Genomic DNA, 17,782 nt, shown 5'->3' on the forward strand with positions numbered 1-17,782 from the left:
GGACGACGCCGCGCTGGTGCCGGGCCCGCGGAAAGGAGCTTGGAATCTTCATGGCAGCAGCAGCATGTTGCGCAGCGGAATGGTGAATTCGACGACCCGGTGGCGGTAGTGCTGGTCGTCGTCGCCCAGCGTCACGGTCTGCGAGATCGGGTTCTTCGCGGCGTCCTGGAAGTCGTCGCCGAAGAGCTTCAGCCTGGTGGGCGACACCGCCTCTTTTTCCCTGTTCGCGCTGCGCATGACCAGCGCCACGCGAACGGCGACGATCTTTCGCATCGTCTCGGGCGTCTGCATGACGGTGGCGATGTCGAAGCCCGCGGCGCCCGGGTCCGTCCAGTTGTCGAGAATGCCGTCGCCGTTGGTGTCCACGCCGTAGATGGCATGCAGTTCGGCCACGCCGTCGGCCAGGGCCTGCGGCGCGCCGGCCGCGCCCAGCAGCAGGTCGTAGCCGACCAGCGTGCGGTTGTCGCCCACGCCGAAGAGCTGGAACTGCACGTTGCCGTTCGCGGGATTGCCCAGCGGCGTGACGTAGGTGGAGGTGCTGGCCGCCAATGTCTCCAGCGAGGTGGACTTGCCGGCCGTGTAGTAGGCGCCGCCCAACGTCAGCACTTTCGCCGTGGTGCCCGAGACCTGTTCGAGCAGGCAGTCCGTCGTGCCCTGCTGGCTGACCAGCACGAGGTCGCCCGCGGACACGCCGACCGTGTTGTCCATCGCGAGCGTCGTCGCGCTGCCCGGGTCCGTGAGGCCGCGCGGCACGCCGCCGGCCACCGCATCGCCGCCCATGACGACCAGCACGTCGGAGCCGGTGTCGGACTGGCTCTTGCCGATGAGCACAGGCGCCACCCGAAGGTCGGACGTGGAGCCGGGCAGAAAGGCCTTCTTGAACGGCGCGGGAAATGCGCCAGCGGGCAGCAGGGCCGCCGCGTTGAGCTTGCAGCCGAACACGCCCCGGTCGATCGGCTGGACCGACTGGACCAGGCTCGATCCGGCACTGCGCAGCGCACGATCGAGCACATAGGCCGCATAGGCACCGGCCTGCTCCATGTCGTTGGTGGAGGTGGTGACGCGCCGGTGCGTCTCGCCCACCACGACGATGCTGGCCACCGCCAGCGTCACGATCAGGCCGATGAGCATCGCGACCAGCAGTTCGATCAGTGTGAGACCGCGCTGCTTCATGGGAGCGTCACCCGCGTGGTGAGCGTGCTGCTCTGTTGTTCGGCTTTCGCACCCGAGCGGCCGGGCGCCTTCCAGGTGATCGCGATGTCGGCGCTGTTGGTGGTGCCCGATACCGCGGTGACGGTCACCGCGCCGTTCGGCAGGCCTGCGTTGGCGGCGTCGCTCACGCGTTTCTGCCAGGTCGATCCGGTGCCCGTGTTCACCGCGACCGACTTGCCCAGCCACATCGCGCTGGCGATGTCGTTGGCCAGCAGGGCGGCGCGGTTGCGGTCCTGCGCATCCGTCGACAGGCTGATGGCGCGCGCCTGCAGGCCGATCAGCCCGAGGATGCCCAGCGAAAACAACAGGACGGAGACCAGCACTTCCAGCAGGGCGACGCCGGACTGCCTCGCGCCGGAGGGCTTCTTCAAGCAAAACTTCTTCATGGGCAACCGTCGGGAGAATCTGCAAGCTTTCGGGCCGGATCGCACATGCGCACCTGCCCGCCCAGGCCGAGCAGCACGCGCAGCGGGCGGTCCGAGCCATTCGCGGCGATGTCGTAGGCAAAGACCGCCGAGCCGGTGTTGCAACTCGCGCCGTCCACGCCGGTGTCGGTGTTCGCCACGAGGCGGCCCACGGCGTTGAAGCAGACGGCCGCCGGGCCCTTGACCTGCACGCCGGCCGCCACATCCGACAGCACGCCGGCCTGCACGAACACGTTGCCGGCATCCAGGCTCGACTTGGCAACGTTGAGCGACCAGTTGCTTCCGTCGACGACGGCGGTCAGCGCGTTCTGCGGCGCGGCGCTGTTGGTGAGCGAGAACACCATCGGCCGGCTGCGGCGCAGCGCTTCGGACTGCGCGAAGCGCAAGCCGTTCTGCAGCGAGTCGCTCACCGTGCGGACCTTGTTGTTGGCGATCCAGGTGGTGAACGACGGCATGGCCAGCATCGTCAGGATGCCGAGCAGCGTGACGGTCACCATCATCTCGATCAGCGTGAAACCGGACGCATGGCGCCGGTGGTTTTTCATGTCGGGCACGCCTGGCCTCGCTTGGTCACCCAGGCCTTGTCGCAACCCGTCCAACCGGAGACGCCCTCGACCGTGGTGCCTTGAAGACCGAGTTGGTCGACCGTGAAAGTGAACCCCTTGGTCGGTCCGCTGCCGACAGCCTGCAATGTGTAGGTGGTCGATGTGGCAGCAGGCGCCGCCGCGCACGACAACTGGAAGGTGCCCGACACGTTGGCCCTGCTGGCGGTGGCGGTGCAAGGCGGCACGAACGCACCGGTCTTGAGATAGGTCCGGTTGTCCTGGTAGTAGCGCTCCATGTCCGCACGCATGGCCGCCAGGCCATTGGTGCCATCGACGAGCTGGCCGCGCAGCACGTAGTCGCGATAGCTGGGCAGCGCGATCGACGCGAGGACGGCCACGATGGCCACGGTGATCATCACCTCGATCAGCGTGAAGCCGGCAATGCGCCGTCCCGCAACAACGGCCGCACGTGGCTGTCTCGCCGCCCCCAAGATTCGAATTTGCATTGCTGTTTTCCAACCACAAAAAACCGACTTCTTGTCGGTGTCACCAAGAAACTGATGTGACAATTGTTTGCAGCAACGAATGCTTTCGACTAGATCGATGAATGAAATGCAGCCACTCAGTTTTCAGGGCAATGCCGTGGCCGAGCGCTATGCACCAGATGCGGGCGCCCAACCCTGCTGGCTCAGCTTTTCCACCGCCATGTCGGCGAACATCGAAACGGCCAGCGGACGCTGCTGGCGGCTGGGGTAGACAACGCTCAGGCCGCGACCGGCGCGCGTGTACCCGGGCAGCACCCGCACCAGCCTGCCGGCGGCGATTTCGGGGGCCGTGAGGATCGAGGGCAGCGCGGCGATGCCCAGGCCCGCGCATGCGGCTTGGCGCAGCACCGACTGCGTGTTGCTGTTGAAGCGCCCTTTCACGCGCACGTCCTTCTCCACGCCTTCTGCGTCCTGGAGACGCCAGATGGCGCTGCCGCTGGCATCGGGCTGCACCACGCACTCGTGCTCGCCGAGGTCCTCCAGGGACATGGGCACGCCATGCGCCGCCAGATAGGCCGGGCTGGCGGTCAGTTCGCCGTAGCTCGCGAAGATGCGCCGGGCCACATAGCAGGAGTCCTGCAGCGGGCCGCCGCGGAATGCGATGTCGATGCGATCGGCAATCAGGTCGACCAGCAGATCGCTGAGCACGAAGTCCAGGCGCACCTGGGGATGCTCGGCGAGGAACGTGTCCACCCATTCCATCTGGAAGAAATCGAAGAAGCTGGTCGGCGCGGTCACGCGCACCGTGCCGGACGGCTCCGAGTTGTCCGCCACATGCAGTTGACCGGCTTCGATGAGCTCCTCCACCGCCGGGCCGCATCGCTCGTGGAAGGATTCGCCTGCGCTCGTCAGCGTGAGCTTGCGGGTCGAGCGCTGCATCAACCGCGTGCCCAGCCGCGCCTCGAGTTGCTGGATGCGCCGGCTCACCGTGGCGGAAGGCACGCTCAACCGCCGCGCCGCCTCGGCGAAGCTGCCGCTGCGAGCCACTTGCACAAACATCGCCACTTCATTCAGATCGAGCATGGGATTCTTCCTGTTGTTGTTGCCGGGTTCGAGCCGGCTTTTTTTCGATACGTCTCCAACTTCCTGAGGGCTCGGGAAGCACCAATCAGGGGCATTCGCGGCGCATCAAAGAGATGCCAGGCGGTTCATTTGAGGTACGTCCCTCACGCAACACGCTGAACGGGAGCTGACATCCCCGCAAGGGCGATGTACTTTGCGAAAAAGCTCGCCGTTCGCAGCAAATTGCCGCAGCATGTGGTCCGTTGCTTGTTATAGAAACATAACGATCAATTGACCTAATCAACTACCGGCAGCTTCATTACGAGCCCTTACCCACATGCAAGCCCCTCCCGATACGACAGCACTGCGTGCGCCGCGCGCATTGGACGACCTCCTGCTTTACCGCTTGTGGAACGCCACGCGAACAAGCAGGGCGATGGCGACGCGCATCGTGGAGGGAGGCTTTGGCATCACGCATCGCGAGTGGGGAATGATCGGCATGCTCGCGCAGGTCGGAGAGATCAGGCCTTCGGCGCTCGCCGAGCATCTGCAGCTGGACCGCGTGCGCACATCGCGCGGCCTGCGAAGCCTTTTCGAGAAGCGCCTGATCGAACGGCGCCAGAACGCCGATGACGGCCGCGAAGTCCACGTGCAATTGAGCGACGCCGGCCAGCAGCTGTTCGAAGAATTGTTCCCGCGCATCGCCGGTCTCAACGTCGACCTTCTCGAAGGCCTCGATGCCGAAAACCACGACATCCTTCTCCAGTGCCTGTACCAGCTCGAGTCGCGCGGCAACGCATTGAATGCGCAGCGCGCCGTGCCGGAGAAAGCCGATCGCCGCGCGGGCGGCACGCGCCATCACTGGTCCAGGCAGATCGACATCTGCCTGATCTAGTGATCTGTCCCGCAAAGAGCTGACCGCTACTTCAAGGCGGCACCGCCTCGCGCGAGGTACTGGCCCGAGAGGCGGGCGAACTGGCCGCCATCGGTGGCGATCGAGGTCTGATGGCTGCCACCTGGGCTGAAGACGAGGGCGAAGGTGTGGATGTCGCCGTATTCCTGGGCATTGCGCAGCATGTAATCGACGTGGTTGTCGCGGTAGTGCTGGTCGGTGCCAGGCGTGTCGGACGGCACGCCCATCGACGTCTGCCACCACAGGATCGGGAGGTCGTTGCCCAGCACTGCGCGGTAGTCCGAAATCTGCCTCTGGGAGTCGCGGAAACTGGTTTCATCCCAATAAAACGGAGCGCTTCCGTTCTGGCACTCTGCGGGCGGCGATGCAACTTCTCTGCAGCCCGCATCGCGGTCGCTGGTCTGGGCCACGATGAAATCCGCCTTGCCCGCCCCAACCGCGCGCATCTGCGCGCCGATCTCGGCAGCGGTGCCGCTCCAGAAGGAAGGCGGGAACCCCACCAGCGCCTTGGGCGCGATCTGCCTGCCCATCTGCACGAGGCATTGGCCGATGCCCGCGGCGGTGTTGGGCAACCCCGCACACTCGGGCTGGTTGTTCACGGAGGCCGGCAGCCGCGTCGCATCGCGACCGGGCGCCTGCGATGCAACAAAGCCCCAGAAGTCCGGCTCCAGATTGATCAGAACCGGCCCGCCGAGGTTTGCAATGAGCTGGTACATGAGCCGGACCTGCGCCCAGTACTTGTCCATGAACACCGGATCGTTGATGCCGCTCAGATTGCCCTCGCCGACCGCCGTCATCTGGTAGAGCGTGTACATGGGAACCGCACCGTAGGCCCGGATGGCCTGCGCGGTGAACGTGAGGTATGCACCCTCCGGGCTGTTCCACGTGGGCCACGCACCTGCGCCGACGCCCACGAGGTAGGTGTCCACGATGTCCGGGCGAATGTCCTGAAGCTTCATCTGCTCGATGCTGCTCGAGCCGAGTCCGACCAGCACCCGGGCCGGCTTGCCCAGCCTGGTCACGAGTGCGGTGGTCGCCGCGACGGACGAGGCGCCGCCGTCTTCATTGCCTGCGCTGCCTTCACCGCTGCCGCCACCGCTTTGCCCATCGCCGCCCTGGGCCCCGGCGTTGCCGCCGCCCGGCACTGGCAGGCCCGCGAAGCCACCGCCTTGATTGCCACCGCCACCGCAGCTCGACAGAAACGCTGAAAGCATCAGCACGGCAACACATCGCCGAATACACATGTTCATGGAAATCGTTTTTTTAGTTTGAAAGATGTGGCGCAGGACCTCTCGCTTGCGATCGGCCGACCGCCGCAGCCACAAGCAACCCACCCGCGCCACCGAGGGTGACGATTGTTTGAGGTGAGCGTGCTTTCGACTAGGTGGCCGCATGAGATACAGCCACTCATTTTTCAGGGAAATGGTGCTGCTTCCCCGGAGCGGATGACGCGGAAGCTGAATGGCGGCTTCTGCCTTTGGCACTCGGCATTCGCGCCTATTGCACTGAAAACTGAGTGTCTGATTTCCATTTTCATCGCTAGTGAAAAGTACACGCTTCTCCAAACAATCGATGCTCACGTTCCTGTGCGACACATGCGAGCCGTAACTCATGTCCCCTCTTTCCGCGCATCTGCTGCGCGCCACGTTGATTCCTTTTTCCCTCGCGCTGGCGGCGTTGGCGGCGCTGTCGGCAACCCCGGCGCAAGCTGCCGTCGACACGATGAGCAAGATCCGCGAAACACGCACGATCGTGCTCGGTGTTCGCGAAGCGGCAGCACCCTTTTCCTTCGTCAATGCGCAAAAGCAATCCGTGGGCTATTCGGTGGACCTGTGCATGAACGCCGTCGAGGAGATCAAGCGCGAGCTCAAGCTTCCCGACATCAAGGTTCAGTACAAGCCCGTGTCCGGCCCGGACCGCATTCCCAAGCTGCTTTCCGGTGAAATCGACCTCGAGTGCGGCTCGACCACCAACACGATGGCGCGCCAGGAGAAGGTGGACTTCAGCTACACCTTCTTCGTCGCCGGAATGCGTGTGCTGACGAGCCAGAACCTTCATGTGGACACGGTGAAGGACCTGCAGAAGCAGCCGGTGGCGCTGACCAAGGGCACGACCTCGGAGAAGCTTTTCAGGCAACTCGCCGAGGGTGAGCTGCGCGACGCGAAGTTCACCACCTACGACAACAACGGCGAGGCCTTCAAGGCCCTGAAGGAAGGCAAGGTGCGCGCGTTCGCGCAGGACGATTCGCTCCTTCAAGGCCTCGTGTCGAACGACAAGACAATCGACACGCTCAGCCTGAGCAGGCTTGCGCTGTCGGTCGAGCCGTACGCCGTGATGGCGCGCAAGGGCGACACCGCATTGCTGGCCGCCGTCGACCGCAGCCTCGCGCAGCTGTATGCGAGCGGCGAGATCAACAAGCTCTACGACAAGTGGTTCAACACCAGCACGCTCACCATCAAGATGGGACGCCTCACACGCGACAGCTTTGTTCGGCCGAACAAGCAGCCCGGCGTTGCGATGGTGCTCGGCCATTCGATCTGAGCGGGAGTGAGTGGGCAGCAGCCCGACGGCTTCACGGGTTCGGCACCGGCTGACATTTCACGGCGTGTGGCAGTGCCATGTGCCACGAAACGTCAGCGGCAAGACATGCCTTGTCAGCCCGGGCGTTCTCCTTGCACCGTTTCGCCTTAAAGGCGCACGCGATCGATGAGGAAGAAAAGCACGGCGCGCATGTTGCGGTCCACACGCATCACACATTCTTCTTCGCAATGAATTCATTCGACAACGAAAACAGCACGCCCCTGGACCGCCGCATCTTCTGCCTCAGCGCGATCGGTCTTGCCACTCTCGGCGCAACGGCTTGCGGTGGCGGCAGTGGCGGCAGCGGTTTCGTCGGTGGCGGCGTCGCCGCAGGACCCGAGGCCACGATTGCGCCGGCCCCTCCCGCCGCCGCCGATCCATCCAGCGATCCGGGCGACCCGGCGGTGTCCCCGCCCCCGCCTTCTTCCCCTCAGGCACGCAAGTTCGTCCACCCCGGCCTTCTTCACACGGAGAGCGATTTCGAGCGCATGCGCCAGAAGGTCAAGGAACAGGCGCAACCGTGGCTCGCCGGCTGGAATGCATTGACGGGCAACGGCCGCGCGCAACTCGGTGCGAAGCCGCGTCCGCTGGCCACGGTGATTCGGGGGGACGTCCCGGGCCAGAACTTCGCGCAGTTCTACATCGACGTCGCGCGCGCCTACCAACTCGCGCTGCGCTGGAAGGTCTCGCAGGACACGCGCTATGCCGACCTTGCGGTGGTCTTCCTGAACGAGTGGTCCTCCACGCTCAAGGAGGTCACGGGCAATGCGGACCGCTTTCTCGCGGCGGGCATCTACGGCTACGAGTTCGCGAACGCGGCCGAGATCATGCGCACGTACCCAGGCTGGGCGCCGGCCGATTTCGCGCGCTTCCAGACCATGATGCTGGACATCTTCTATCCGCTCAACCACCAGTTCCTCACCATCCACAACGGCACCCAGTACAGCAGCTACTGGGCCAACTGGGACCAATGCAGCATGGCCTCGATACTGGCCATCGGCGTGCTCTGCGACCGCCAGGACATCTACGACGAGGCGATCAGCTACTACAAGGCCGGCCAGGGCAACGGTGCGGGCCTGCAGGCGGTCTACTACGTGCATCCCGGCTACCTGGGCCAATGGCAGGAAAGCGGGCGCGACCAGGGCCACTGCACGCTCGGCATCGGCCTCGCGGGCGCCTTCTGCGAGATGGCCTGGAACCAGGGCGACGACATCTACGGCTACGAGAACAACCGCTTCCTGGCCGGCGCCGAGTACGTGGCGAAGACCAATCTTCGCGATGGCACCGGCGCCTTCTACACGATGCCCTACTTCACCAACATCAACAAGCAAGGCAAGCAGGCCGAGCTGTCGACGGGAGCCCAGGGCCATCGGCGAGGCATCTGGGAAAGCGTGCACAACCACTATGCCAATCGCCTGGGCATCGCGACGCCCTACACCGCCCTGCAAGCCATCCAGATGCGCCCCGAGGGAGACGGCGGCAAAGGCGACGAACTGGGCTTCGGCACGCTGACCTTCACGCGCGATCCGCTGCCGGCAGCCGGACGCCCCAGCGGGTTGACCGCGCGCTTGCGCGGCACGCAGGTGGTGCTGTCGTGGTGGGGCTGCACCGGTGCGCAGAGCTACTCGGTGCGCCGCGCGGAGCGGGCGGGCGGCCCCTACAGCGTGATCGCATCGGGCATCACCGACGCGCTCACGTTCAACGACACCGCGCTCAGCGCGACTGGCGTCTACCACTACGTGATCGTCGCGGCCACCGCCTCGGGCGACAGCGCGCCGTCCACCGAAGCGCGGGTGTCCGTGGCGCCCGAGCTGCTGCTGCAGTGGAAGCCCGATGGCGGCGCGCGCACGCCCGTCCGCCTGCCGACGGGCCTTGCGAAGAACGCCGCCGACTTCACAGTCTCGGTCCGGGTCTTCCTGGACAGCGCCGCGACGTGGGCCCGCGTGTTCGACTTCGGCTCCGGCACGCGCCGCTACATGATGCTCACGGTCCTCAACGGCGGCGGCGTGGTCCGCTACGGGATCTCCACGGTCCACGGCTTCAACGAGGAAGTGATCGATGGCACGTCGGCGCTTGCCACCGGACGATGGGTGCACGTCGCGGTCACCCTGTCGGTCACGCTCGGGACGCTGTACGTGGACGGCGCCGTCGCCGGTACCAATGCAGCGATGACGCTCACGCCCGCCGACCTGGGCGAGACGACGCAGAACTGGCTCGGCCATTCGCAGTTTGCCAAAGACCCCGATCTGCAGGGACGGGTGGACGATCTGCGCTTCTACAGCGGCGCGCTCGGCGCGGCAGAGATTGCTGCGCTGGCCCGCGCCTGATGCGGCTGGGCCAGCGAGAGGCTGAGGGCCTCAGGCCTCTTGCTTCGGACGATACCCCGCGAGCTCGTGCTTGGCGATCGCGTTGCGGTGCACTTCGTCCGGGCCGTCGGCCATGCGCAGGTGGCGGGCATAGGCCCAGAAATTCACCAGCAGCGTGTCCTGGCTCAGGCCCATCGCGCCGAAGGCCTGCATCGCGTCGTCGATCACCTGGATGCAGTTGTTGGGCGCGATCACCTTGATCATCGCGATCTCCTTGGCCGCCACCTTGTTGCCCACCGTGTCCATGCGCCAGGCCGCGTGCAGCACCATCCAGCGCGTCTGGTCGATGAGCATCCGGCTCTTGGCAATGCGCTCGCGCCACACGCCCTGCTCGGCCAGCGGCTTGCCGAAGGCCACGCGCGAGACCACGCGCTCGCACATCATCTCCAGCGCCGACTCGGCCATGCCGATCATGCGCATGCAGTGGTGGATGCGCCCCGGCCCGAGACGCCCCTGCGCGATCTCGAAGCCGCGGCCTTCGCCCAGCAGGATGTTGTCCACCGGCACGCGCACGTTCTCGAACAGCACCTCGGGGTGGCCGAAGGGCGCGTCGTAGTGGTTGACCAGCGCCATGTCGCGCAGCACCGTGATGCCGGGCGTGTCCGCGGGCACGATGATCATCGACTGCTGGCGGTGGCGATCGGCGTTGTCGGCGTCGGACTTGCCCATCAGGATGAAGAGCTTGCAGCGCTCGTTCATCGCGCCGGTGATGTACCACTTGCGCCCGTTGATGACGTACTCGTCGCCCTCGCGCCGGATGCTGCACGAGATGTTCGTGGCGTCAGACGATGCGACCGCGGGCTCGGTCATCGCGAACGCGGAACGGATCTTTCCGTCGAGCAGCGGCTGCAGCCAGCGCGCCTTCTGCGCGGCCGAGCCGTAGCGCTCGATCACCTCGGTGTTGCCCGTGTCCGGCGCGCTGCAGTTGAAGGCCTCGGCGCTCCAGTAGCGCCGGCCCATGATCTCGCACAGGGGTGCGTATTCCAGGTTCGTGAGCCCGGCGCCATGCGCGGTCTCGGGCAGGAACAGGTTCCACAGGCCCGCCGCGCGGGCCTTCTCCTTGAGCTCTTCCAGGAGCGGCAGGCCGGTGTAGAAGCCGCCGTTCTTCTGCGCGTTCAGGTACGACTGGTGCGCTTCGTCGGCCTGGCGCTTTTCGTTCGGGTAGATGTGCGCGTCCATGAAGGCGACGAGGCGCGTGCGCAGTTCCTGGACCTTGGGCGTGTAGGCGAATTCCATGCAGGTGTCTTCCGGGTTCGGGGTTGCGTGTCGAGGAATGGACGTGCGCCATGGTGCCCGGCCCGGGCTCGTCTGGCTGTCTCCTGCATGACGGAGCTTCAGCGCAACGGAAGCGCCGGCGTCTCCGGGCGCTACGCCCGCGCCGCGAACGACGCGTGCTGCCGCTCGATCGGCGGCCGGTACTTGTTTCGCGCAACGCCCCGTTCGCTCAGTTCGCTTCCGCGCAGTTCGAGATCCTCCAGGCAGTCGAGAAAGACCTCGAGTTGCCTGGCATCGATGCCATCGAGAAGATCGACGTTCAGTTGCGAGAGACGTGGAAACAGATCATCGAAGAGTTGCTGGCCCGCGGAGCTCAGGCGCACATGCACGATGCGGCCGTCTTCCGCGTCCTGCCGCCGCTCCACCAGCTTCTTCTCGGTCAGGCTGCGCAGGGCCAGCGAAGCGCTCGCACGGTCCATCTGCAGGCGCTCGGCGAACTTCGAGGCGGGGATCTCTCCCAGCTCCTCGAGCACGCCGATCATTCCCAGCTCGCGGCGCGTGATGCCGAAGCCGCCTTCGATCATGCGGGTCACCATGCCGTTGCTCACGCATGCCGCGCGCCATATCCGGTAGAGGAGCAGGTCGTCCAGTGATTGGGGGGTGCGCAAGGCAGCCGCGTCGGGAAAAGCGCGCATATGAATCAGAAGGATCAAAAGGGTTGATGCTGGGAATTTCCCGCGGACAGCGATGCATGCACTTCCAGCACGCCTGCGTTGCGCAATGCCTGCAGGAAACGCACGCAGCGGGAAACCGATTGCCCGCAGCGATCGGCCAACTCGCTCGCACTCAGCTGGCGCCGCCAGAGCAGATTCGCCATTCGGTCGCTGTACTCGCTGCGCCCCATCAAGGCGGCCGGAGGCCAGCGGCACAGCGAGAAGCGGGCCGAGTCGAGAAGCTCCTGCGACATCGCCGACACCAGCGCCGCCGGGCTCGTCCATCGCCGCGCTTCGAGAAGTTCCTGGCCTGTGTCCAGCAGCCACTGCTGGAGCTTCTCGGCGCGGATCGGGCGCTCCAGCGTGTTCGCCATGCCTTCCGATTGCAGGCGCGTCACGGTCAGCACCGCGGGCGCCATCTGTTCGACCTCCGCCAGATGGTCTTCGATCAGGGTGCCATCGACGAGCAATGCGTCGAACGGCGGCTCGTCGACCAGCTTCCACGGGAACGAGCCGTTCTGCGCGGACAGCCGAACGATCGTCTGGACGACGACGATTTCGACGGCCGGCAACCTGAACAGGCCAAGCCTCAACCTGGGCATCTGTTGCCTTCGAAATGCATGGGGCTGGCGATCACTTGTTGTTCTTCGTTGTGCAATGAAATGATTTCCGGATGGCTTCCAGGCGCCGGCGGTATCGCACGACGCAGCGGCCATCGGAGCGAGCGCAACCGGGGCGCGCGCCGGCCTCAGCCGGGAAACAGGGGCTCTGGTTCAGAAGAGCCGGTACCGCCTGCTATGTCGACCATCGATTCGCGAAGAGAGCGACCTGAGGGAAAGACAGCATGCGAGAAAATGTGAAACAAACGGTAATGCAACAAAGTGGCGAAGCATAGGAGGCCGGGATGCATACGCAAAATTGTTTCGATCGATACCTCGTATCGATTCTGGAGATACACCAGAATCGATTTGGAGACGTCGTGCAGCCAAACCCGCATAACGGGCAAGGTGTATCGATCCACTAGGAGAAAAACCATGCGATTTCAAAAGCTGGACCTGAATCTGCTGGTGGCGCTGGATGCACTTTTGCGGGAGCGCAGCATCAGCAGGGCAGCGGAACACATGCACCTGAGCCAGTCCGCGATGAGCAGTGCGCTGGCGCGGCTGCGGGCTTATTTCGACGACGACCTGCTGATTTCCGTAGGTCGCAAGCTCGAACTCACCAGCCGGGCCGAGGTGCTGAAGGAGGCCGTGCGCGACGTCCTCATGCGTGTGGACACCAGCATTGCCACCGCGCCGGAGTTCGATCCGTCGGAGTCGGACCGCAAGTTCCAGCTCGCCGTCTCCGACTACACCGCGGCCACGCTCATACCTCACTTGCTCGCGCTGGCCGAGAAGCAATCCCGCGCCGTGCGCTTCGACCTGATCCCGGTACCGGGCCGGCCGCAGCGCGCCCTGGAGAGCGGCGATGCGGACCTCATGGTCATCTCGCGCCCCTATGCCTTGCCGGACCATCCCACCGAGACGCTCTATCAGGAAGAAGTCTGCTGCGTGGTGTGCAGCGACAGCCGCTTTGCGCGGGCCGGCGAGCTGACACTCGAGCAATACGAAGCAGCCGGCCATGTCGCGGTGCAGCCTCCGGCCATGGACAGGCCGAGCCTGGAGAACTGGTTCAAGGAACGCTACGTCAAGGCAAGGCACATCGAAGTCACGACCTTCAGCTTCGTGAGCGCGCCCTATCTTGTGATGGGCACCGAACGCATTGCCATCATGCATGCCAGGCTCGCGCAACTCGCGCGGAAGTCGCTGCCGGTCACGCTGTTTGCGCTGCCGACACCGACGCCCCACCTGGAGCAGGTGCAGCAATGGCACAGGCACCGCACCCGTGATCCCGGGCTGATCTGGGTGCGCGGGCTGCTGCACGAAGCCGTCCTGCGCATGGATGCCGAACCCGACCAGGGCCCGACGGCCTGAACGCACCGCCCGGCGGCCGGCATCGTCCGATGCGCGAGGAGGAGGAGAAAGAACGATCATGCGATTTCAAAATCTGGACCTGAACCTGCTGGTGGCCCTCGATGCGCTCCTGCGGGAACGCAGCATCAGCCGGGCAGCGAAACAGCTGCACCTGAGCCAGCCTGCAATGAGCAGCGCGCTCGCGCGGCTGCGGACTTATTTCGGCGACGAGTTGCTGGTCGCCGTGGGCCGCAAGCTCGAACTCACCAGCCGGGCCGAGGTGCTGAAGGAAGCCGTGCGCGATGTCCTCATGCGCGTGGACACCGCCATCGCAACGCCGCCGGCGTTCGACCCCTCGGCGTCGGACCGCAAGTTCCAGCTGATCGTCTCCGACTACACGGTGATCGCCCTGATGCCGCACGTACTCGCGCTGGCCGCAAGGCAATCCCGCTCCGTGCGCTTCGACCTGATTCCGTTGCTGGACCGGCCCCAGCGCGCGCTGGAGAGCGGCGATGCCGACCTCATGGTGATTCCTCGCACCTATGCCTTGCCGGACCATCCCACCGAGCTGCTGTTCGAGGAAGATTTTTGCTGCGTGGTGTGCAACCGCAGCCGCTTCGCGCGGTCCGGCGAACTGACGCTCCAGCAATACGGCGCCGCCGGCCATGTCGCGGTACAGCCTCCGGCGATGGACAAGCCGACCCTGGACAGCTGGTTCAAGCAGCGGTACCTCAAGGCAAAGCGCATCGAGGCCACGACCTTCAGCTTCGCGGGCGCTCCGTACCTTGTGGTGGGCACCGATCGCATTGCCACCATGCATGTCAGGCTCGCCCGCCTCCTGCGCAAGTCGCTGCCGCTCACGCTGTTTCCGCTGCCGACATCGATGCCGATGCCCCGCATGCAGCAGATGCAGCAATGGCACAAGCACCGCAGCCGGGACCCGGGCCTGATCTGGCTGCGCGGGCTGATGCACGAAGCCGTTGTGCGCATGGATACCGAACCGGACCAGAACCTGCCCGGTTGACCGCGCCGATCAGCGGCTGGCGTACGGCAGCGACGAGTGGTGCACGACGATGCGCAGCTTGCCCGCATCGTCCTTCACGAAGCTCCAGGTCTTGTCGACTGTGGTGACCTTGCCGTCGGGGCCGGTGAACAGCACATTGCCCATCGTGCTGGCCGTGTCGCGGTGGATGAGCACCGCGCTGTTCTCGATCTCGCACTTGGTCCAGCCCTTCAGCGCAAAGCCCGTGTCGTTCGGAAACGCCGGGTTGCCGCCGACGAAGTACGCCAGTGCGCCATCGCGGGCGGTGCGGAAGGTCTGCGGCGACGCTGCCAGCGTGGGCTTGAACAGCACCGCGCCCGACTGGTAGGCATACGCGCTGTCGATGACCTTCTCGGCGAGCGCCTTGGCCGCTTCCTGGCCACCGCTTGCGTTCGCGGCGCTGATGTCGACCAACGCCTTGCACCAGGCCTTCTGAGCCACCAGGACTTCGGTCTCGGTGATGCTGTGGTCGATGTGCTTCTGCCTGGCTGCGGCCGGCAGGACTGCGCCCCCGATCAAAAGGCTGGCGATGGCGACTTGCGTGAACTTCTTCATTTTCAATTCCGTTTGGAGTGGTTGGAGTAATCGGGTTAATGCAATCGGGTGGCAAATATAGGAGCACGGCCTGTATACGCAAAGCCGTTCTCCTCGATACCTCCCATCGATACAGGAGATACCTGAACCGAGAACTCGATTGCATCAGCGCCAGATGCACCCGGCATGAAGCACGCATTAACCGGTGCTGAGCGAAAGATGAATACGGCATGAACAAACGCCGCTTGCGCCAAGGCAGAGAAGCAGGGAAGCAGCGTTCCCCTCGGCGCGAACTGATGAATTAGGTCAACAACCGGCCTCGTGAATAAAAAAGGGGATGACGGCGCCGTCGGGCGCTGACCTGGAGAACCCATGCAATCTGCTGCATCCCCGCTTCCTCTTCAAACCATGCCGAGCGAATTCCGATTTCGCAGCCAGGCCGGACCGCCGAAGAGCCCGCTTCAGCCGGCCACCATCGAATACTCGCTGCTGATGCTGGTGCTGGTGAATGCCGGCCAGGAGGTCACGCCCGCCTCGCTGGCCAAGGCACTCGGCATCTCGATGCCCCGCCTGGATTTCAGCGCCGATCGGCTCGAAGCGCGCGGCCTTCTGCGCCGCGATCTCGATGCAGCGGACAGCGAGTCCGGTTGCATCCATCTCACCCGCAAGGGCCGCGAACTCGTGCACAAGACCGAAGCGGTCGCAGCCAGCATGGACACCGGACGACCGGCGCCCATGAGCCTCGCGGAACGCGCGCTGCTCTCCGAACTGCTGGAGCGCATGGACGAGCGCGGTCCGCGCTGAGGCGCTTGCTGCACGTCGATGCGCAGCGATGCGCAGCGATGCGCATCGATACGCATGGAGTGAAGGGCACGGTCTTCAGGAGCCGGACTCGCGAACCTCGTCGTGCACGTCAACGCACTTCGACAGCAGATAGCCCTGCCCGTACACGGCCTTCAGCACGAAGCCGTTCTTTTCGTGCAGCGCGAGCTTCCGCCGCACGTTGGTGGCGCAGACATCGAAGCCCCGCGAGCTGCGGCGGGTCGTGGGCCTCCACAGCGCGTTCCAGAGCCAGTCGCGCGTCACCACGCGGTCCATGTTGCGGAACAGTTCCAGCGCGAAGTCGAACTGGCGCGGCTGGAGAAAGATCTCGCGCCCCCGATGCAGAACGATGCGGTGGTGCACGACGAACCGGTAATCGCCCCAGGCGAGTTCCGGAACCCGGGCCGATCGCCCCGAAGTTCCCTTCGCTCGCGCGAGCAGCGAGCGAATGCGCCACTCCAATTCGTCGTTGGTCGTTCGCAAGGCGTCGAACTCGATGGCATCGACCGCCTCGGCGTCTTCATTGCGAAGCAGCAGATCCCTCCACTGCGTTCCCTCGACAAGAAGCAGCGCGGGCATTCCCTGCGCATGACTGCCGCCGGAAAGAACCCTTCTGGGAAGGCCGTTCTGCAAAGGCGCCAGAAGCAGATCGAAGCGTTGGTGCTCTTCCAGAAATTCCAGCAGGTTGTCCTCATGGGTGAATACGACGGCATGGTGGCCCATCGAATTCAGCCGGCGCTCGAGCGCGGCACTGCGCACGCCATCGCTGTCATACAGCGCGATGAACAGGTTTTTCCGCTCACTCATTCATTGCATTCAAGACTGGCTGAAAGCTGGCGCTCTCGAAAAATTCGAGCAACGCGCGACATGCGCGATCAAGCGCCGGGACGCTCTTCAAGCACATACCCCTCGCCCCGCACGGAATGCAACAGTCTCTTCTCGAACGGTGCGTCGAGCTTGCTGCGCAGGCGCAGCACGGCCACATCGACGGCGTTGTTCTTGCCGTCGAATTCCCTGTTCCACACGCGCTGCGAGAGCTGCTGCCGGGAGAGCACTTCGCCCTGGCTGCGAAGCAGCACCAGCAGCAGCGCAAATTCCATCCGGGTCAGATCGAGCTCCACGCCCTCGCGGGTGCACCTCGTGGTGCGCTCGTCGAGTTCCAGATCGCCCAGGCGCAGCACCGGCTGGCGCACCACGCGCGGGCGACGGGCCAACGCCGTGACACGGCCGAGCAGGTCGGAGAGCGAGAAGGGCTTGACCAGGTAGTCGCTCGCGCCCAGTTCCAGGCCTGCGATGCGGGCGGCAACGCTGTCGCGTTCGGTCAAGACCAGAAGCGGCGCATCGGTCTTGCGCCGGATCGCCTGGACGGCACTGAATCCTGCATGTCCGGTTCGCATCGAATTCAGGAGGATGAGCGCGTAGTCTTCCGCGAGCGCCGCGTTCGCGGTGGCGTTGTCGCCGGTCGCGATGTCGATGGCAAACCCGTTGCTCTCCAACCCCTCGCTGAACGATCTGCACTGGGTCGACTGGTGGTCGATGAGCAGGATGCGCAGGGGATCGATCTCGTCATCGATCTGGACAGCGCGCGCATGGCCGGCGCCGAGAAAGGAGCCGCTCAAGGCGGTCTCGAAAGGAAGCTGGGAAACATTAAGTCGCACGATCTCTCCTGTTCCAGCGCCAGGAGGAGCTGTCGTGCTTTTATATGTTTGCGATAGATCGTTGACCTAATTCATCATCGTCTTTCGCCACCCGCACCCCTCTCGCCGCGATGGAAATCGGCCCCTTCGCAGGGTGCTTTCTTCATTGCATTGAAGAATGAGATCAAGCCTCTCACTTATCCATGCAATCGATGAAACGACGTCCGCCCTTCAGCTACCTCGTTGCGCACCGGCGGTGACTTCTTACCGGGTCCGTGG

Annotated in this window: 18 protein-coding genes; 6 read left to right on the forward strand and 12 right to left on the reverse strand. The window is 64.8% G+C overall.

Annotated features, from left to right (window positions below; genetic code table 11):
- Positions 1 to 48 precede the first annotated feature (48 nt).
- The 5 genes from QF040_RS18195 to QF040_RS18215 all read right to left on the reverse strand — a co-directional run bounded on the left by QF040_RS18195 (position 49) and on the right by QF040_RS18215 (position 3,750).
- Positions 49 to 1,173: a PilW family protein gene (locus tag QF040_RS18195; protein WP_429612220.1), complete on the reverse strand. Its 1,125-nt coding sequence runs from the start codon at positions 1,171 to 1,173 to the stop codon at positions 49 to 51.
- On the reverse strand, positions 1,170 to 1,583 hold the full coding sequence (pilV, locus tag QF040_RS18200; RefSeq protein WP_429612221.1) for a type IV pilus modification protein PilV: 414 nt from the start codon (positions 1,581 to 1,583) through the stop codon (positions 1,170 to 1,172). The genes QF040_RS18195 and pilV overlap by 4 nt, the downstream gene beginning before the upstream one ends.
- 11 nt (positions 1,584 to 1,594) lie before the next feature.
- Positions 1,595 to 2,182 (reverse strand): pilus assembly FimT family protein, encoded by a 588-nt coding sequence (locus tag QF040_RS18205; RefSeq protein WP_429612222.1) that lies wholly within the window; start codon positions 2,180 to 2,182, stop codon positions 1,595 to 1,597.
- Positions 2,179 to 2,688, reverse strand: a complete 510-nt coding sequence (locus tag QF040_RS18210; RefSeq protein WP_429612223.1) for a type IV pilin protein — start codon at positions 2,686 to 2,688, stop codon at positions 2,179 to 2,181. The genes QF040_RS18205 and QF040_RS18210 overlap by 4 nt, the downstream gene beginning before the upstream one ends.
- Before the next feature lie 147 nt (positions 2,689 to 2,835).
- Complete coding sequence (locus QF040_RS18215) at positions 2,836 to 3,750, reverse strand: LysR family transcriptional regulator (RefSeq protein ID WP_429612224.1); 915 nt, start codon at positions 3,748 to 3,750, stop codon at positions 2,836 to 2,838.
- 316 nt (positions 3,751 to 4,066) lie between these two features.
- On the opposite strand from QF040_RS18215, the gene QF040_RS18220 reads away from it, so the two are divergent.
- A complete protein-coding gene (locus tag QF040_RS18220; protein WP_429612225.1) occupies positions 4,067 to 4,624 on the forward strand; it encodes a MarR family winged helix-turn-helix transcriptional regulator in 558 nt (185 codons plus the stop codon).
- Positions 4,625 to 4,650: 26 nt separating this feature from the next.
- Here QF040_RS18220 and QF040_RS18225 read toward each other — a convergent pair whose 3' ends face one another.
- Positions 4,651 to 5,892, reverse strand: a complete 1,242-nt coding sequence (locus QF040_RS18225; RefSeq protein ID WP_429612226.1) for a hypothetical protein — start codon at positions 5,890 to 5,892, stop codon at positions 4,651 to 4,653.
- 361 nt (positions 5,893 to 6,253) lie between these two features.
- On the opposite strand from QF040_RS18225, the gene QF040_RS18230 reads away from it, so the two are divergent.
- Positions 6,254 to 7,183: an amino acid ABC transporter substrate-binding protein gene (locus QF040_RS18230; protein WP_429612227.1), complete on the forward strand. Its 930-nt coding sequence runs from the start codon at positions 6,254 to 6,256 to the stop codon at positions 7,181 to 7,183.
- 227 nt (positions 7,184 to 7,410) lie between these two features.
- Positions 7,411 to 9,549: a LamG-like jellyroll fold domain-containing protein gene (locus QF040_RS18235; RefSeq protein ID WP_429612228.1), complete on the forward strand. Its 2,139-nt coding sequence runs from the start codon at positions 7,411 to 7,413 to the stop codon at positions 9,547 to 9,549.
- A 30-nt stretch (positions 9,550 to 9,579) separates the two neighbouring features.
- Here the strand turns inward: QF040_RS18235 and QF040_RS18240 are convergent, their stop codons facing one another.
- The 3 genes from QF040_RS18240 to QF040_RS18250 all read right to left on the reverse strand — a co-directional run bounded on the left by QF040_RS18240 (position 9,580) and on the right by QF040_RS18250 (position 12,109).
- Positions 9,580 to 10,824 (reverse strand): acyl-CoA dehydrogenase family protein, encoded by a 1,245-nt coding sequence (locus QF040_RS18240; protein ID WP_429612229.1) that lies wholly within the window; start codon positions 10,822 to 10,824, stop codon positions 9,580 to 9,582.
- 131 nt (positions 10,825 to 10,955) lie between these two features.
- Positions 10,956 to 11,471, reverse strand: coding sequence for a MarR family winged helix-turn-helix transcriptional regulator (locus QF040_RS18245; RefSeq protein ID WP_429612230.1), 516 nt, complete (start codon positions 11,469 to 11,471; stop codon positions 10,956 to 10,958).
- Positions 11,472 to 11,512: 41 nt separating this feature from the next.
- A complete protein-coding gene (locus QF040_RS18250) occupies positions 11,513 to 12,109 on the reverse strand; it encodes a hypothetical protein (RefSeq protein WP_429612231.1) in 597 nt (198 codons plus the stop codon).
- Positions 12,110 to 12,550: 441 nt separating this feature from the next.
- Between QF040_RS18250 and QF040_RS18255 the strand changes: the two genes are divergently transcribed.
- Both QF040_RS18255 and QF040_RS18260 read left to right on the forward strand, forming a co-directional pair.
- Positions 12,551 to 13,489, forward strand: coding sequence for a LysR family transcriptional regulator (locus QF040_RS18255; RefSeq protein ID WP_429612232.1), 939 nt, complete (start codon positions 12,551 to 12,553; stop codon positions 13,487 to 13,489).
- Positions 13,490 to 13,547: 58 nt separating this feature from the next.
- A complete protein-coding gene (locus QF040_RS18260; protein WP_429612233.1) occupies positions 13,548 to 14,492 on the forward strand; it encodes a LysR family transcriptional regulator in 945 nt (314 codons plus the stop codon).
- 9 nt (positions 14,493 to 14,501) lie between these two features.
- Here QF040_RS18260 and QF040_RS18265 read toward each other — a convergent pair whose 3' ends face one another.
- Complete coding sequence (locus QF040_RS18265) at positions 14,502 to 15,065, reverse strand: hypothetical protein (protein WP_429612234.1); 564 nt, start codon at positions 15,063 to 15,065, stop codon at positions 14,502 to 14,504.
- Positions 15,066 to 15,452: 387 nt separating this feature from the next.
- On the opposite strand from QF040_RS18265, the gene QF040_RS18270 reads away from it, so the two are divergent.
- The gene (locus QF040_RS18270) at positions 15,453 to 15,848 is read left to right on the forward strand and encodes a MarR family winged helix-turn-helix transcriptional regulator (protein ID WP_429612235.1); all 396 of its coding nucleotides are present in this window, start codon (positions 15,453 to 15,455) and stop codon (positions 15,846 to 15,848) included.
- Between the two features lie 75 nt (positions 15,849 to 15,923).
- On the opposite strand, the gene QF040_RS18275 is transcribed toward QF040_RS18270, so the two are convergent.
- Positions 15,924 to 16,673, reverse strand: coding sequence for a winged helix-turn-helix domain-containing protein (locus QF040_RS18275; protein WP_429612236.1), 750 nt, complete (start codon positions 16,671 to 16,673; stop codon positions 15,924 to 15,926).
- A gap of 68 nt (positions 16,674 to 16,741) precedes the next feature.
- Positions 16,742 to 17,485, reverse strand: coding sequence for a winged helix-turn-helix domain-containing protein (locus QF040_RS18280; RefSeq protein WP_429612237.1), 744 nt, complete (start codon positions 17,483 to 17,485; stop codon positions 16,742 to 16,744).
- Positions 17,486 to 17,782: the final 297 nt, after the last annotated feature.

It is taken from the genome of Variovorax sp. W2I14 (assembly GCF_050435205.1).
GTDB lineage: Bacteria > Pseudomonadota > Gammaproteobacteria > Burkholderiales > Burkholderiaceae_C > Variovorax > Variovorax paradoxus_C.

What these genes read in the sequence shown, in the direction of transcription:
- QF040_RS18265 (WP_429612234.1), bottom strand. Translation starts at nt 15,065, where the DNA reads ATGAAGAAGTTCACGCAAGTCGCCATCGCCAGCCTTTTGATCGGGGGC.
- QF040_RS18255 (WP_429612232.1), top strand. Translation starts at nt 12,551, where the DNA reads ATGCGATTTCAAAAGCTGGACCTGAATCTGCTGGTGGCGCTGGATGCA.
- QF040_RS18270 (WP_429612235.1), top strand. Translation starts at nt 15,453, where the DNA reads ATGCCGAGCGAATTCCGATTTCGCAGCCAGGCCGGACCGCCGAAGAGC.
- QF040_RS18195 (WP_429612220.1), bottom strand. Translation starts at nt 1,173, where the DNA reads ATGAAGCAGCGCGGTCTCACACTGATCGAACTGCTGGTCGCGATGCTC.
- QF040_RS18235 (WP_429612228.1), top strand. Translation starts at nt 7,411, where the DNA reads ATGAATTCATTCGACAACGAAAACAGCACGCCCCTGGACCGCCGCATC.
- QF040_RS18260 (WP_429612233.1), top strand. Translation starts at nt 13,548, where the DNA reads ATGCGATTTCAAAATCTGGACCTGAACCTGCTGGTGGCCCTCGATGCG.
- QF040_RS18205 (WP_429612222.1), bottom strand. Translation starts at nt 2,182, where the DNA reads ATGAAAAACCACCGGCGCCATGCGTCCGGTTTCACGCTGATCGAGATG.
- QF040_RS18220 (WP_429612225.1), top strand. Translation starts at nt 4,067, where the DNA reads ATGCAAGCCCCTCCCGATACGACAGCACTGCGTGCGCCGCGCGCATTG.
- QF040_RS18240 (WP_429612229.1), bottom strand. Translation starts at nt 10,824, where the DNA reads ATGGAATTCGCCTACACGCCCAAGGTCCAGGAACTGCGCACGCGCCTC.
- QF040_RS18230 (WP_429612227.1), top strand. Translation starts at nt 6,254, where the DNA reads ATGTCCCCTCTTTCCGCGCATCTGCTGCGCGCCACGTTGATTCCTTTT.
- QF040_RS18275 (WP_429612236.1), bottom strand. Translation starts at nt 16,673, where the DNA reads ATGAGTGAGCGGAAAAACCTGTTCATCGCGCTGTATGACAGCGATGGC.
- QF040_RS18225 (WP_429612226.1), bottom strand. Translation starts at nt 5,892, where the DNA reads ATGAACATGTGTATTCGGCGATGTGTTGCCGTGCTGATGCTTTCAGCG.
- QF040_RS18210 (WP_429612223.1), bottom strand. Translation starts at nt 2,688, where the DNA reads ATGCAAATTCGAATCTTGGGGGCGGCGAGACAGCCACGTGCGGCCGTT.
- QF040_RS18215 (WP_429612224.1), bottom strand. Translation starts at nt 3,750, where the DNA reads ATGCTCGATCTGAATGAAGTGGCGATGTTTGTGCAAGTGGCTCGCAGC.